The organism is Microcoleus sp. Pol12B4 (assembly GCF_036701385.1).
Classification (GTDB): Bacteria; Cyanobacteriota; Cyanobacteriia; order Cyanobacteriales; family Microcoleaceae; genus Microcoleus.
Genome location: NZ_JAUBQR010000010.1, coordinates 44875 through 58968, shown reverse-complemented (window position 1 = coordinate 58968; position 14094 = coordinate 44875). Strand labels below are relative to the sequence as shown.

The following is a 14094-nucleotide window of genomic DNA, read 5'->3' as shown; positions in this document are numbered from 1 at the left end:
GAGTATGTTGAAAATCAAACAATTATGGATAAACTCAATGAACTTGGGGTAGATTACGCTCAAGGTTATCATTTGGGAAAGCCTCAACCTTGTAACTTCAAATCTCCTATTTTAGAGGAATTTTTGGGGGAGTTTCCTGTTAATTCTTTGGCGTTTGAAGCTAAGCTGGCTTGTTGAAGCAGGAAGTTCGGCAACGAGCAAGCAATGGGATTTAACGCATTTAAGGGAGGGATGTTGAGGGAAGAAGGAAAAGGGAAATGTTAATTTCTCATAGGGTTTACTGTTGTTTCGGAATGATTTAACCGCAACGCAGAGGGCGCTGAGTCTCCAGAAGAGAGAGATGAATAATTCGGATACCAACGAATTTGATATCAGATCAATTCCCTCTTCTCATTCCCCATTACCCATTAGCTTCTACATTAGTTTCTGCTGCTTCAATGTACTGACTGTCTAATAGAAAAGCACCTTTTTCAAAACGAATTCCCCAATAATTGCCGGGACGCCGATCGATCACAACACCTTCAGCGCCAATCGCAATTAAATTCGCAGGCCGCAGCATGGGCATCGGTTCGGCAGTTTTGACGTAAGGCGGCATCGCCACAACTCGAACTTTTTGACCGATTGTAAATTCTTTCTCCATGAGTTTTATTTCCTAAAGAAACACAGCGATAAAGGGATTTTGACAAGAAATATTTCTGTTTAATTGATTGATGGATTGATTAGGGATGGATAATAAAATGGGAATGATGAATCATAATCAAGGGAATTACGGCAAAATTATTGATATTTTAGGCTGCCATCTTCGTTATATTCAAGTTCATAATATTTTCCCCCTAACCCTAAGTCATAAACACATCGTTGGTAGTTTTTGGCTCCCATATCGAAAGGGTTAGTCCTGTTCAATCTTGCCCATTCAGCTATATTTAGCTGGTTAGTTACCCCTGAAGCATCGGCTACTGTTTTGACAATCCAATCAAACATTTTTTTTCCTCTAAGCTGTATCTCACTCTACCTCTCTATATTAGCTATATATTCACCTATGGCAATCAAACATTTTTTTCCTCTAAGCTGTATCTCACCCCTAACTCGGACGATCGCCCGTAACACCCCTGACCGATCGCGCTACAATTGTCAATCGGGATGAAAATGGCTGATTAGGAAAGTAGAGGAGTAGGTGTTATGGCTACAAGTCGTCGCATTGAGCGTGTAGCTTCAATGATTAAGCGGGAAGTCAGCCTGATGTTGCTGAATGGAATCAAGGACGATCGGGTAGGTGCCGGTATGGTTAGCGTTACCGATGTAATTGTTTCGGGAGACCTTCAGCATACAAAAATCTTTGTCAGCATTTACGGTACTGATGAGGCAAAGGCCGAGACTATGGAAGGTTTGAAATCGGCAACTAGCTATGTCCGCAACCAGTTAGGCCAACGATTGCAACTGCGCCGGACGCCGGAAGTGATTTTTCTCGAAGACCGTTCTTTGGAACGCGGCGATAAAATGTTGATACTGCTGAATCAGCTTTCTGCCGATCGCAAACCAGGTATGTTTGATGACGAAGAATTGGCCGAGGGCAATGAAAATGATGATGATTTAGAAGCAGACGAGGATTAGTGTCTGAAGGTAGTCAACAGTCAACAGTCAACAGTTAACAGTCAACAATTCCTAATTTCCCATGATTGACAATCTTTCCTTACCAGAACTGGTGGCCCAGATGTTCGTGGTGCGCGCTTCTGGCTGCTTGTTCGACCACCAAATTCGCTATCCCGAATGGGAACCAACTGCTAGCAAACTCCGCTATTATCTGGAAAAGTTGGGCGTCGGCGGGGTGATTTTGGTCGGGGGAAGTGCTGCAGAGTTGGCAGTTCGATCGCACCAATTGCAGTCTTGGGCTAAGTTTCCGCTACTGCTGGCGGCTGATATTGAGGAAGGTGTCGGCCAGCGGTTCGCGGGAGCGACTTGGTTCGGGCCGCCGATGGCGATTGCCGAAGTGGCGCGGCACGATGCAGGTAAAGCCGATCAATATGCTGAACAAATGGGCGCTGTCACTGCGATCGAAGCTAGGGCGATCGGTCTAAATTGGATTCTTGCACCGGTGGTTGATGTTAACAACAATCCCGACAATCCTGTGATTAACGTCCGCGCTTTTGGCGAAACACCAGAAATTGTCGGCAAATTAGCGGCTGCTTTTATTCGAGGCGCAGGTGAGCACCCGGTTTTGACTACAGCTAAGCATTTTCCCGGCCACGGCGACACGGCGGTTGATTCTCACTTGGAATTGCCGGTTTTGCCACATTCGCCAGCGAGATTGGCCCAGGTTGAGTTACCTTCTTTTGTCGAGGCGATGGCTGCTGGGGTCGATGCTGTGATGAGTGCTCACTTGCTGATTCCGGCTTGGGATGCGGAGTTTCCTGCTACTCTTTCTCGCAAAATTTTGATCGGAAAGCTGCGAGAAGAGTTGGGATTTGAAGGTTTGATTGTGACGGATGCTTTGGTGATGGGTGCGATCGCCAATAAGTACGGCGCTAATGAAGCTGCTGTTTTGGCTGCTGAGGCTGGTGCGGATGTTTTGCTGATGCCGCTTGACGCGGAAGGGGCGATTCTCGCTGTCTGCGAAGCTGTGACTCAAGGGCGACTCTCAATATCACAAATTAAGGATTCTGTCAAGCGTATTTGGAAAGCGAAAATAAAGGTGGGTATGTTGATTTCTGACCCCCCCCAACCCCCTCTTGCTAAGGGGGGGAGCAAGAATTTACAATCCATGGAGTTGATCGACTTAAGTTTGCTGGCAAATCCCCAGGCAAGGGCAACTGCTGTCGATATTTTGCGAGATTCTTTGAAATTTGGTGGCAATCTACCTTTACAGGTTCCAAAAGCCCCAGAAAACCAGCTTTTGCGGAATTTGATTGTTGTAGATGATGTTTTGGGGTGCGAGTTTTTGGGCAACCACACTCCGGCCATCGCCCTTCCCGAACAGTTTGGTTACGAATTGCAACTAATTGACGATCGCACAGTTGCGATCGCTGAAAATACAAGTGCAGAGAATTTTTCTCCGACACTGCTGCAAATTTTCATTCGCGGCAATTGCTTCCGAGGCAGTGCTGGTTTGACCGAAGCAGCTCAAGATTGGTTTAAGAAATTATTAAAAACGGGAGAACTGCAAGCTGTGTTAATTTACGGCAGTCCCTACGTTTTAGAGCAATTTTTGCCGCACTTGCCTCCGAGTATTCCTTATGTATTTTGTTATGGGCAGATGCCGGCAGCGCAATCGATCGCTCTAGAAGTGCTATTCGGCATTGACGGAACTGGTAATGCTTGAGTTGCCGGACTCGTAAATCTTTCCTTTGCTGTTTCCGTCAAGACTTAAATTCATCAACCCGGTTTCTCGCAAGAAATTTTGCCTTTGGTGGCAAAGCATCTAGAAACCGGGAATCCGATGCGCGTTTCTAAGTTCTGAATTGAGCTTTCCAGCAGATCCGCTTGCTAGTCAGGAAAATGTGCTGTTTATCAATATCCTAAGACACATCCCATCACTTACTGATGATTCGTATAATTTATTTTTATTTACAGCAGTGAATTGTATAGCTGGATACGGACAAAATTTAACTTCCATATTCGTAAGTTTGGACTATATTATTACCAGGGCCATAAAATTTTTTAGTAAAACATTGAGGGCGCATTATGATTCACTCCACTATTCCCCAAATCCAATACTCTTTAGATGTGATCCAAGATGAAGCGCGTCAGCTCGTGCATGAGGGCGTTCTCAGCCGCCAACAGCCGATATACACCCTGTGCCAATTCATTCCTCCTCGGGAATGGGCTTGTGTAGAGTGCGAATTAGAAAAATGCGACTTCTTGCTGCGCGACCGCATCGCCGACCTGATCGGTTCTGAAAAATGGGACAATGACTAGAGTTGGGTTCTCTTAAATTAAGTTGGCAAGTAAACTCCGGCTGTGTTAAAGACTCTTGATTCTTTAATACTGGGAATTTTCGGTGCGCAAATTTTCCAACTCGGCCCTCAGCGCTGCCATGTGTGCAGTTAATTCTTGAATCTCTAGCTTTACGTTAGGCTGTACAACCGAATCGGGAGGAGCATCAGTCGCTGCATCTGATTGCTTAGGCGAGACAGGCTCACTGTCTGCATTCTCCCGATCGCCCGGTTGAGAGAAAATAGTATCTACAAAATTCCGGGCTTCTCGGTCAGTCATTTCTCCTTTTTCCAGCAGCTCATCGGCTAGCTGGCCAAAATCTGACTTCAGTTTGTCAAGATTTTCTTCTCGCTTCAGAGGATCTTGCAATGTCTCAATTAAAAAGGAAGTTGCACCTAAAGTTAGGTGAAATCCTGTTTGCAGCATTTGAGGCAGGTTGTCGGGATTCATCTAAAAATGCCGATAGAACGTTTTTCTGAGTTTTTGCTTCGCTAGTTGCTCCCATGTCGGGGCGTAAAGCCGCTTCTTAGGGAGAAGATGCTTGCCTTGTGGGTAGCGAGCGCCCCGATTCAGGAAATATCAGCTTTTGGGGACGTTTTGCCGTTGTGCCAATACTAATCGTATCATTACTTCGGAAATTAATAAATGTCAACTGTAAACTTTTGTAACTGCGAATCGAGACTTTCCCACTGCAAGGCTCAGTATATTTGATATTTGAGATTAAACAGGACTTACGCACTGTGACTAAAAAAACCTGGTTGCTGGGCCCCCGTGGGTAAGTCCTGTTCCATCCAGTTAAGGATACAACGCCTCACCTGTGGATGGGTCAAATATAAATAGTCTATCGAAGTCAAGCTGTACCTTTAGTCGATCGCCCGATCGCAAGCGAACACTCGCAGGTATTTGTAACTGTACAGTAGTTTCAGCACTCAACAACGGCAAACTCGCCCGAATTAAAGTTTCTCGTCCCAGAGGTTCCACTACTTTTACTTCTACATCAAGAGGGACTTTTTCTAATGCCCAAACATCGGTTTTCAAATCATCTTCTTCTGCGGTTTGTGGCGTAAAGATTTCTATATTTTCTGGACGGATGCCCAAATCAAACCCTTGTCCTTCTCTCGCGTGCAGTTTTTTCTGAATCGAGGGCGGACAGGGTAAATGTTGATTTCCCACTTGAAAGGATTCGTTAGTATATATTACAGGCAAAATGTTCATGGCGGGATTGCCTAAAAATGTGGCGACCATGCGGTTAGATGGTTTGGCATAAATGCTTTGCGGGTCTCCAATTTGTTGAACTTTTCCCCCATTTAAGACGACAATCTTATCAGCTAAAGTCATCGCTTCCACTTGGTCGTGGGTGACGTAAATCGTGGTAATTCCCAGCCGTTGATGCAGTTGTTTGAGTTCGGCTCTAGTGTCATCTCGCAGTTGAGCATCAAGGTTAGAAAGCGGTTCATCTAAAAGAAATACTTTCGGTTCGCGGGCGATCGCCCTTCCGAGTGCTACCCGCTGCTGCTGTCCGCCTGATAGCTGTTTGGGCTTACGCTTGAGGAGGTGGTCGATCGAGAGCGATCGGGCTACTGTTTCGACTCGTTCTTGAATTTTAGTCGGGTCAACATTCCGCATCCGCAATCCAAATGCCAAGTTTTCCGCGACAGTCATGTGCGGATAAAGTGCGTAATTTTGAAACACCATTGCTACATCCCGCTGTCTCGCCGGAATGGTGTTAACTAAATTATCTCCGATGTAAAGATTGCCGGAAGTTGCGGTTTCTAAACCTGCAATTGTCCGCATAATTGTGGATTTGCCGCAGCCGGATGGCCCGACTAATACCCAAAATTCTCCGTCCGGAACTTTGAAGCTGATGTTTTCGATCGCGGTGACGTTCTGGTAGCGTCGGGTAATATTTTCTAAGCGAACATTTGCCATTTTTTGACTGTAATTGGTAATTGATAATTAGTAATTTTTACCTTCAGTCTTCAACCTTCAGAAAACTGTTCTAATTCTAAAACTGTGCGGTCTAATTCTTCAACTATAGGCGTTAACTCAGCTTGGCGGAATGCTTCTACTAAAGAACGATAATACCAGAGAGAACCATCTTTGCCACCTTTGAAGCGTTCCCAAACAGTATCTCCTAATTGACGGGAATCTTTCAGGATCGATCGGACATTATAAAGTTTATCAGCAGCCGAGACTAATCTCACTGAGCCAGAAGCTGTAGAAATGCGATCGATATAGGCTTGTTTTCGCTGACGCCAAGGGGGTTTCGGCATCTCGTCACTGTCGGTACAGCCGTCTACAATCGCTGTGACTGTATCACCAAAGCGGTGGCGGATGGCTTCGCGGGTGGTGGGGCCGCCTTGATCTTCGATCGCATCGTGAAGCAAAGCTGCGATCGCCTCATCTTCATTTGCTCCATATTCTAAAGCTATACTAGCAGTGCCCAACAAATGGGCAATGTAGGGAACGCCCGAACCTTTGCGAAGTTGGGTAGCGTGCAATTCGGCTGCATAGGTGAGGGCTTCAGAAAAACGGTTTGAGAGAATCATGAAAGTCACCTTTCTGAATTGCTATGATATATAAATTGTCGGGCTAAGTTGAAAAGACCAAATCTACCAATTTCAATCATGTCATTAAATGCTATCGAGAGCGAGGGCTTGTAAAATTATAATAGTTAAACAGAGGTTGCGAGCATGACAGCTACTATAATCATACCCCAAAATGCCGACCAAAACTCAGAGTTAGAATCACATCCTCAATTAGAAAATAAACCAGAAATATCTCCCGAATCTGAGCCTAAAAAAGTCATATCTCTTGAAGATTTTTTAGTCAGACCTGCTGGTAGAATGGAATGGGTTGACGGCAACTTAGTGGAGAAAACAGGAATTACATTCAAGCACGGTCTGGCTCAATCTAAATTATCGAGCTACTGGAGAAACTACAAAAATTCCAGCGGACAGGGAGGAGAAGTTGTGACAGAAGTCCTTTGCCGGACTAACAAACAGGGTCGCCGTCCCCATGTTGCTTACATTACTTCTGAATTGTTGCCAGAATCAGGCAATTTTACAGCATTTTCCCAAAGTTTTCCTTTGATAGCGGAAGTTGCTTCCCCCAAAGATAGCGGCGAAGAGTTATTTGCGAAAGCTCAGGAATATTTGGAATCGGGATGTTTAGAAGTTTGGTTGCTATTTCCTGAAGCTAGATTAATATTTGTGAATGCAGGGCAACGCTGGCGGTTGTTTAATGCGGATGAAGTGGTTAACACTCAAAGTGTGCTTGCAGGTTTTCGCCTAGCTGTGAGTGAATTGTTGGCTTGAGGAATGTTTTAAACTAATTTATTATTAAAACCATAGAACTTAAATTAAACAATTAAATTCAAAATAAAATTTTTCATATTAAGACTTGGTTTAATGAGAAGGTGGCAAGGTTTAAATCGAGTTTAAGATAGATCAAATTACAGGTAACGAAAGAATTATTGATACAGTCGAGCGCGATCGATATATAAAGTTCCGCTTTTCCCCATCAACGTCAAAGACTTTTTTCTGGATTTTAAAGAGGGGGTGGAAAAATTTTCTAAACAATCTACGTTTAATTGTATAGTCATTTCAAATAAGAATGAGAATATTAAACGATGAGGTAAAATGAAAAAAAATCCTTAACCAGTTAGGAAATGTCTTACAGCATAGATTTGAGAAAAAGAGTAGTGGAATATGTAGAAAATGGCGGTCGTATCGCCCAAGCTGCTGTCCTATTTAAGGTAGGAAGAGCAACGATGTATCGGTGGCTCGGTCGGTCATACCTTCAAGCTACAAAGGTAAAAAGACGTAAGAGAAAACTAGATTGGCAGGCATTGGAAAAGGATGTTAAAGAGAATCCAGATGCCAGATTAATCGACAGAGCCAATAAGTTTGGAACCAGACCCAGTGCCATATCTTATGCTCTTAAAGAAATGAAAATTACCCGAAAAAAAGAACTTCGTTACCAGGAGAGAAACCGAGAATAAAGAATGAAATACTACTCTCATCTCAGAGAATTGATTAAATTATGGGGAAGTCAAAGTCTGGTTTTTGTTGATAAATCAGGATTTGAGCCGTTTTTAGATTGTGCTTATGGCTGGTCAAAAAAATGAAAAAAAATATGGGGTGAAAAGTCCGGCAAACGGGGAACAAGAGAAAATTTAGTAGCTGGAAGACGGAAAGGAAAAAAGGACTTAATTGCCCCAATGGTTTTTACGGGAAGCCTCAATGCAGAAGGCTTTGAAGGGTGGTTATCTTTATATTTATTACCCTCTCTAACAAAGCCATCTATATTAATCATGGATCATGCACCGATTCATCGAAAAACAGCCATTCGAGAACTGGTAGAGGAAACGGGTCATCAAGTTATTTTTCTCCCGAAATATTCTCCCGACCTGAACGATATTGAACACGATTTTAGTGCCTTGAAGCGAGGCAGAATGTATGCTCCTCCTGGCACATCTTTAGATGAACTCATCTGTGCCTACTGCGCTCAATAGTGTCTCTTTTTTATTTGAAATGACTATATTATATATTTCATGCAGACAACGCCTCTAATGAACAGGGTTATTTCACTTATCATGGATTTCCAGTTGAGGAAACGCAAGTTACAGATTGCATTAGAAATCAACTATTAAGATGAATGTCTCACATTACCAGAAATCTTTAACCTGCGCTGCCAGCAATGTCGCCTAGTTGCCCTATCTGTCTGTGAAACTGGTATCACCGATATTAGCACTACCAGCGATGAGTATCTCAGCATTCTGGCCTGGTTTTTCTTTGCAGTTGCTCGCAATGTCTTAGGCACATTTTGGGCGGTGAATGATGTCTCGACGGCTATTTTTATGATTCATTTTTAGAAATAGTTCATCAATAGATAAATCTAATGAAGATATTGCTAAACTGATTCAAAACAGTTAATATCATGATTTTTACCAACAGACTAATAAACGTTATCAATAAAACTCAGAAGTTTCGAGAAATGGGGGTTGAGTTATATCCTCACGGAAAAATGCCAGACATTGTAGTTCACTAGGAACAAATCGTAGCACCTTAACTCACCCTTTACCCTTTTCTCCTTTCAACCTTAAAAACATCCTCAATACTTTTCCCCGCCGTTTTCCCCTCCCACCCCATCGCCATCAAAAAACTCTCAGCAGACTGAGTTTCCACCACATCCACCCCCCATTCTCCCGGTTGCAACGCCTCAGCATCGCTACTCAATGGCGGAGTCTTCTTCAATCCCGCTAAAATCAAAATATCAGGAAAAGAATCATCAATTTTCCCCTGACTCATCCGCTTATCCACCAAACTTTGAGCACAAAATTCTCCCACTTGAGGCGGAGAAAAAGCATCAGTAGAAAATAAAACTTCTACCATCCAATGAGCATGATTTAATTGACGACACTTAATCTCAGGATATTGGCTTAAACCCTCAGCAAATACCCGAGTAAATTCTTCCCGACTTAAGGTGGGAAAAACACCATCTGGCATATCAAAATTATGAGAAAGCAACATCCGCCCAGTTCCCGATTTAGTCATACTTTTAGTTACTTAATTTGAGAAATTGCCAACTTAATTACACCTTGAATCGCCGCTTCTGACTCCCTTTCCAATGCAGCTTGTAGCGGTTCAATCGCAGCCCGATCGCCTACTTTCATCAAAGACAAAGCCGCCGCCCTACGAGTTTCCCCATCACCATGATCCAGCAACTCAATCAGATTAGGAATTGCCGGTTTATAAGCCAGATTTCCTAAAGCCGCCGCCGCCTCACAACGCACATCAACATCAACATCCGTCAGAGACTTAACTAAAATCTCGAATAATTCATCCTTCGGTTCTTCCTGTGCAACCTTGGCGATCGCACCCACCACCGCACCACGCACCACAGGCGAATCAGAGGCGATCGCCTGATACAAATACTCCTTCGCCCCCGCCCCAATAAACGCCAACGCCCAAGCCGCATGACCGATCGTACTCTCTGGCAAATCAGTTGACCCTAAAATATCCAACAAAGCCTGCACAGACGGCTCCCCAATCCTCGCCAAAGCGCCAATTGATGAACCCTTAACCACCGTATCCTGATCATTCAACAAAGCATGAATTAAATGAGGAACCGCAGTCGGATCAGCAATCAAAGTCAGAGTTTTAGCAGTAGCACGCCGCACAACCGGATTAACATGATTTGCCAAACCATCCAACAAAAAAGGAGTCGCCGCTTCGCCAATTTCAGCCAAAGTTTCCGCGAAACGCAGTCGAGTCATCCCCCGCGTATCTCCCAAACATTCAACCAACCGCTTCAACAGATTGGAATCATTAACATCAAAAGTATCTAAATCTATTTGTTCAGTAACTTCCCGAAGAAAAGCATCTGTTTCCGCGTGAGCCAATAGAATTGGATCTGCCTCAGCTTGAGCCTTAGAATTGACCATAATTATTACCTAATTATTAGTAGTTAGAGCCGCCAATTGAGCGCGAAGAGTCTCCAGTCCCGCATCAATTTTAGCAAGTTCCGGCTCAATTTTAGCCATCGCCGCCTTCGGAGGTAATTTTGCCTTTTGTGCCGCCGTCATCGTTTCATTAACCAAACGTTCCCGATATTGCTCAAATTCAGCAATTACTTCGGCCAATTCTTCAACATTAGTCTCTGGTGAAGCGGCAACAGTTTCCTCATTATCAGATGGATTCAATTCTTCGTTTTCAGACATAGTTTATTTTTAGAATTCAATAAGTAGTCCGCGTAGGCGAACTTTGTGTGTAGATACGATTGCAGTCGTCTGGATATTTTTTGTTTATGTTACCGCAATTTCAATCACCGGGATATTTTGACTGTGTGTGTAGCTGCGATTGCAAGAGACTGGATATTTGTGCTTTAAGGTGACAGCACACCCACCCCAGAAAATCTCAAGCGATTATGTTCAATCATCTCTTCTAAAGCAGAGTGAGAAACACAACGACGCTCAGAACAGTATGCCATTTGTTTAACCCCATTTACCATCTGCACAGTCATCACCCGTACCCGAAAATGATCGTTAATAAACCAACAGCGTTCCTGTCCTTGATTAGTCTCATATTCCGTCTCAATAGTCAACACCCCATCATCCGCAAAATGGTAAACACCGATGACCGGAATACCTTCAACATAGCCCCGATTTCGCAGAAACTTGCCCGTTCTCGGATTAGTAGGATTAGGCACATCTAAAAGAATAGCAGCATAGTTTTGGTTCGGAACTGTATCATCTAAATTGTCCTGCCACATAAAACTGCATCCCCCACTAACTAAAGCGGGATCGACATTCTGCTGTTGACAAACATCTAAAAGTCTGGGATCATCTATTGACAAAACGTCAACGATCACATTGGATTCTCCCGACTCATCAGCCGCAGCAGTATCAAAATTATGGACTGTTCGCTGAGTAAACCAAACGCCCTCACTCTTGCGAAAGAAATCCATCATAGTCATAGGTGGTGTTAGCAGCATTTCTGTGTCAACTTAGCGAGAGGAATCAGAGGGATTGAGACAAATCTCATTGAAAAACGGGGATTTAGGCTTTGACCTGAGCTTAGCCGAACTGGGAATCAGAGCTGATTTTGGTTAAGAAAAATAAACAAACGTCAGTCTGGAATCCTTCAAATTCTAGGATAAATGACACAGGACAATTTTGAGCAACTCGATCAATAAAAATTCAGAAAAATATAATGTCACCTCGTCAACACTCATCTTTCCTCTCCGAACCCCTTTCTGCAATAGAAGTCTTGGCAACCATTCAGCAACAGAAAAGTCTAGCTCAAACCAACATCCCGGGAATCAACCTCAGCCAGATGGATTTATCTGGTATTGATTTCAGTGGAGCAAACTTGATTGGGGCAAACCTTAGTCAAACCAATTTGCAAGGGGCAAATCTTCAAGGGGTTGATTTACGAAGGGCAAATCTCAGAGATGCCAATTTGAGTGGAGCTAATTTACAAGAAAGCTATCTTTTTCGTGCCGATTTACATGGCTGTAATTTAGTCGATGCCCAGCTACAAGAGGCTAAATTAAAATTAGCTCAATATGATGCTCATACCCTTTGGCCAGAGGGATTTAATTACAAAAATTCAGGAGCAATTGGCCCCCAAGCCAATCTCAGTGGAGCTTTTCTGAATACAGCTTACCTCAGAGGAGCCGATTTACATGGCTGTAATCTGCGAGGTGCTTATCTCAGTGGAGCAGATTTAACTGGGGCAAATTTAGAGGGAGCAGCCTTAAGTGGGGCAAGTCTTCAGAATGCCTTTCTGACTGGTGCTTATTTACGAAATACTATCTTGATTGGAGTCGAATTACAAGGAGCGGATTTACGAGGGGCTGACTTAACCGGGGCAAATTTAGAGCAGTTAAAGAGTATTGCTGGGGCTGATTTTACCCTAGCACAAGGAATAACCCAAGAGATGAAAGCCATGCTTTGTAGTCGCGATCCCAAAGAATTAGGAACTTGGAATGCTTTTACTCGTAACAATACGGCTCAGAGTCTTCGCTCTCAGGTAGGATAAATTTACACTGATTGTTGAACCTCTGGAATTTGGCGTTCTAAATCGAACAGAAAACCGTGAATATATTCCTCAGTCCACTCCTCACCATAGAACCGAATAAACATTCCTCTAGCGGGATCTTTTGCAGCACGATAATTGATATAATTCCGTTGAGCATGAAGAATCTCAGACAATCTTTCACTATCAGTTATAGGTTGCGCTTGCTCAACCAAATCGAGATAAGCTTGAAGATAATCCTTAAAAGCTTCAAAGACCGTAGTTTGCACAGCCTCTGTTTCCTTCGGACGAGTCCAAAGAAAAGCAGGTGAAAAGAAAGGTTTTGCCTCGTCAGGAAAATCTCCTCCCCAAGGCAACTCCTTTTGATAGTTGTTGAAAATCGGTAAAATCGGCTCTGAGTATTGCTTCTGGTAAGCCAAATCGTGAAAAAGAGGCTGCATATCTAAAGCAATTAAATGTCCCCCCGGCAAGGTTACTAAGTCCGCACCAAAAAAGGGCAAGTCATAATTTAACTGGGGAAAAATGACAAAATTCAGTACCTGGAGAGCATCACCACCCTGAACATGAGCAGCCCGAATTTGCCGTAATTTTGAGGACTTAAAAGCATGACTTGTCGTCACAACCAACTGCTCTTTTTTCCCCTTTCCAGTTATAGCTTCCTTCCGTTCAAAACCTTCGGGAATGGGATAGGGAGCCAAGTCAAGTCGTGCTTTTAAAAGTGGGAGAGCGTAATCTAAGAAAGGCTGATAAAGAGTCATTTTTAACTTATCTTACTCCCGCTGGAACTGCTAAGGGAACAGCATCTTCAAACAAAAATTCGTACAGAAATCTATCTGACCATTCATGTCCAAAATAGCTGCCGAATAGCCCTGATGCGGGATCGCGTTCCGCACTATACTGATCGTAATCTTTTTGTGCCTTCACAATCCGTTGCATCTCTTCTGGAGTGTTAAGCGGGGAGGCTTGCTCTACCATTTGCCAATACAACTGGACATATTCTTGATAGGCTGGAAACAAACGACTTACAACCGTTTCTGCATCTGTTTTAGCAAATAGCAAGTTCTTAGAAAAATACTGATTCGCATCGTAAAACTTCATTTCTAAGTCTTGCGTTAAATCTTTGTATTTATCCTTAATTGCGCTCATTGGCTCGATATATTTGTCTATATAGGCTCGATCGCGGAATAAAGGTTGAAAATCTAAGACAACCAAGATTTTCTTCTGTCCAAATGCTAAAAAATCAATTCCTAGCAAAGGCAAATCGTAATTATAATTCGGATAAATGACACTATTAAAAATTTGTGCCGTTTCTCCAGCATCAATGTAGGTGTAACGAATTTTTCGCAATTCGGGACACTGATAGCACCAACTTTGAATCGTGGCGGGATTTTTGCCTCTTTCACTCACCACCGATTCCAACCCAGAGGGAATGGGACGACTCTCTAGAGCAAAACGTCCAAACAGTTCTTTTTCTAAGAATTCCTGAAACGGCTTAAACATAGATTAAAATCTAGCTCCTTCAATCTTCTTTCCCTCAAAACAAGATCATAAGGGATTACCTTAAATCTTGTCTCTGTATTTGACAAACAAAGTAATATTTCGTTACAAAAATCTGTGGTGC

Annotated in this window: 16 protein-coding genes and 2 pseudogenes; 7 read left to right on the top strand and 11 right to left on the bottom strand. The window is 43.3% G+C overall.

The annotated features are described in order from the left end of the window. Positions 1–400: 400 nt before the first annotated feature. Together sipA and QUA38_RS03035 are read right to left on the bottom strand one after the other, a co-directional pair. On the bottom strand, positions 401–640 hold the full coding sequence (gene sipA / locus QUA38_RS03040; RefSeq protein WP_333159074.1) for a regulatory protein SipA: 240 nt from the start codon (positions 638–640) through the stop codon (positions 401–403). 137 nt (positions 641–777) lie between these two features. After that, on the bottom strand, positions 778–981 hold the full coding sequence (locus tag QUA38_RS03035; RefSeq protein ID WP_333159072.1) for a hypothetical protein: 204 nt from the start codon (positions 979–981) through the stop codon (positions 778–780). 198 nt (positions 982–1179) lie between these two features. Here QUA38_RS03035 and rbfA point away from each other — a divergent pair, with 198 nt between their 5' ends. The 3 genes from rbfA (at position 1180) to QUA38_RS03020 (ending at position 3912) form a co-directional block, all read left to right on the top strand. Next, positions 1180–1611: a 30S ribosome-binding factor RbfA gene (gene rbfA / locus QUA38_RS03030; RefSeq protein ID WP_333159070.1), complete on the top strand. Its 432-nt coding sequence runs from the start codon at positions 1180–1182 to the stop codon at positions 1609–1611. A gap of 61 nt (positions 1612–1672) precedes the next feature. After that, positions 1673–3316, top strand: coding sequence for a glycoside hydrolase family 3 N-terminal domain-containing protein (locus tag QUA38_RS03025; RefSeq protein ID WP_333159068.1), 1644 nt, complete (start codon positions 1673–1675; stop codon positions 3314–3316). 362 nt (positions 3317–3678) lie between these two features. Continuing rightward, on the top strand, positions 3679–3912 hold the full coding sequence (locus QUA38_RS03020; protein WP_333035426.1) for a DUF4327 family protein: 234 nt from the start codon (positions 3679–3681) through the stop codon (positions 3910–3912). 63 nt (positions 3913–3975) lie between these two features. Here QUA38_RS03020 and QUA38_RS03015 read toward each other — a convergent pair whose 3' ends face one another. From QUA38_RS03015 to QUA38_RS03005, 3 genes are all read right to left on the bottom strand, one after another. Then, a complete protein-coding gene (locus QUA38_RS03015) occupies positions 3976–4380 on the bottom strand; it encodes a hypothetical protein (RefSeq protein WP_333159066.1) in 405 nt (134 codons plus the stop codon). 345 nt (positions 4381–4725) lie between these two features. After that, entirely contained in the window at positions 4726–5859 is a 1134-nt protein-coding gene (locus QUA38_RS03010; protein WP_333159064.1) for an ABC transporter ATP-binding protein, read from the bottom strand. Positions 5860–5909: 50 nt separating this feature from the next. After that, on the bottom strand, positions 5910–6479 hold the full coding sequence (locus tag QUA38_RS03005) for an HD domain-containing protein (RefSeq protein ID WP_333159063.1): 570 nt from the start codon (positions 6477–6479) through the stop codon (positions 5910–5912). Positions 6480–6623: 144 nt separating this feature from the next. On the opposite strand from QUA38_RS03005, the gene QUA38_RS03000 reads away from it, so the two are divergent. The 3 genes and pseudogenes from QUA38_RS03000 to QUA38_RS29250 all read left to right on the top strand — a co-directional run. After that, entirely contained in the window at positions 6624–7247 is a 624-nt protein-coding gene (locus QUA38_RS03000; RefSeq protein WP_333159061.1) for a Uma2 family endonuclease, read from the top strand. 353 nt (positions 7248–7600) lie between these two features. Continuing rightward, a pseudogene (locus QUA38_RS02995) lies at positions 7601–8446 on the top strand (IS630 transposase-related protein). Positions 8447–8599: 153 nt separating this feature from the next. Next, positions 8600–8806 (top strand): annotated as a pseudogene (locus QUA38_RS29250) (CHAT domain-containing protein); the annotation flags it as partial. Positions 8807–9011: 205 nt separating this feature from the next. Here the strand turns inward: QUA38_RS29250 and QUA38_RS02990 are convergent. From QUA38_RS02990 to QUA38_RS02975, 4 genes are all read right to left on the bottom strand, one after another. Beyond that, a complete protein-coding gene (locus tag QUA38_RS02990; RefSeq protein WP_333159059.1) occupies positions 9012–9488 on the bottom strand; it encodes a DUF2656 domain-containing protein in 477 nt (158 codons plus the stop codon). Positions 9489–9496: 8 nt separating this feature from the next. Next, on the bottom strand, positions 9497–10378 hold the full coding sequence (locus QUA38_RS02985) for a HEAT repeat domain-containing protein (RefSeq protein ID WP_333159057.1): 882 nt from the start codon (positions 10376–10378) through the stop codon (positions 9497–9499). 9 nt (positions 10379–10387) lie between these two features. Next, positions 10388–10654: a hypothetical protein gene (locus QUA38_RS02980; protein WP_333159055.1), complete on the bottom strand. Its 267-nt coding sequence runs from the start codon at positions 10652–10654 to the stop codon at positions 10388–10390. A 164-nt stretch (positions 10655–10818) separates the two neighbouring features. Next, the gene (locus tag QUA38_RS02975; protein ID WP_333159053.1) at positions 10819–11427 is read right to left on the bottom strand and encodes a phycobiliprotein lyase; all 609 of its coding nucleotides are present in this window, start codon (positions 11425–11427) and stop codon (positions 10819–10821) included. Between the two features lie 218 nt (positions 11428–11645). Here QUA38_RS02975 and QUA38_RS02970 point away from each other — a divergent pair, with 218 nt between their 5' ends. Continuing rightward, complete coding sequence (locus tag QUA38_RS02970) at positions 11646–12476, top strand: pentapeptide repeat-containing protein (RefSeq protein ID WP_333159051.1); 831 nt, start codon at positions 11646–11648, stop codon at positions 12474–12476. Between the two features lie 2 nt (positions 12477–12478). On the opposite strand, the gene QUA38_RS02965 is transcribed toward QUA38_RS02970, so the two are convergent. Then, complete coding sequence (locus tag QUA38_RS02965; RefSeq protein ID WP_333159049.1) at positions 12479–13231, bottom strand: phycoerythrobilin:ferredoxin oxidoreductase; 753 nt, start codon at positions 13229–13231, stop codon at positions 12479–12481. A gap of 7 nt (positions 13232–13238) precedes the next feature. Beyond that, the gene (locus QUA38_RS02960) at positions 13239–13973 is read right to left on the bottom strand and encodes a 15,16-dihydrobiliverdin:ferredoxin oxidoreductase (RefSeq protein ID WP_333159047.1); all 735 of its coding nucleotides are present in this window, start codon (positions 13971–13973) and stop codon (positions 13239–13241) included. Positions 13974–14094: the final 121 nt, after the last annotated feature.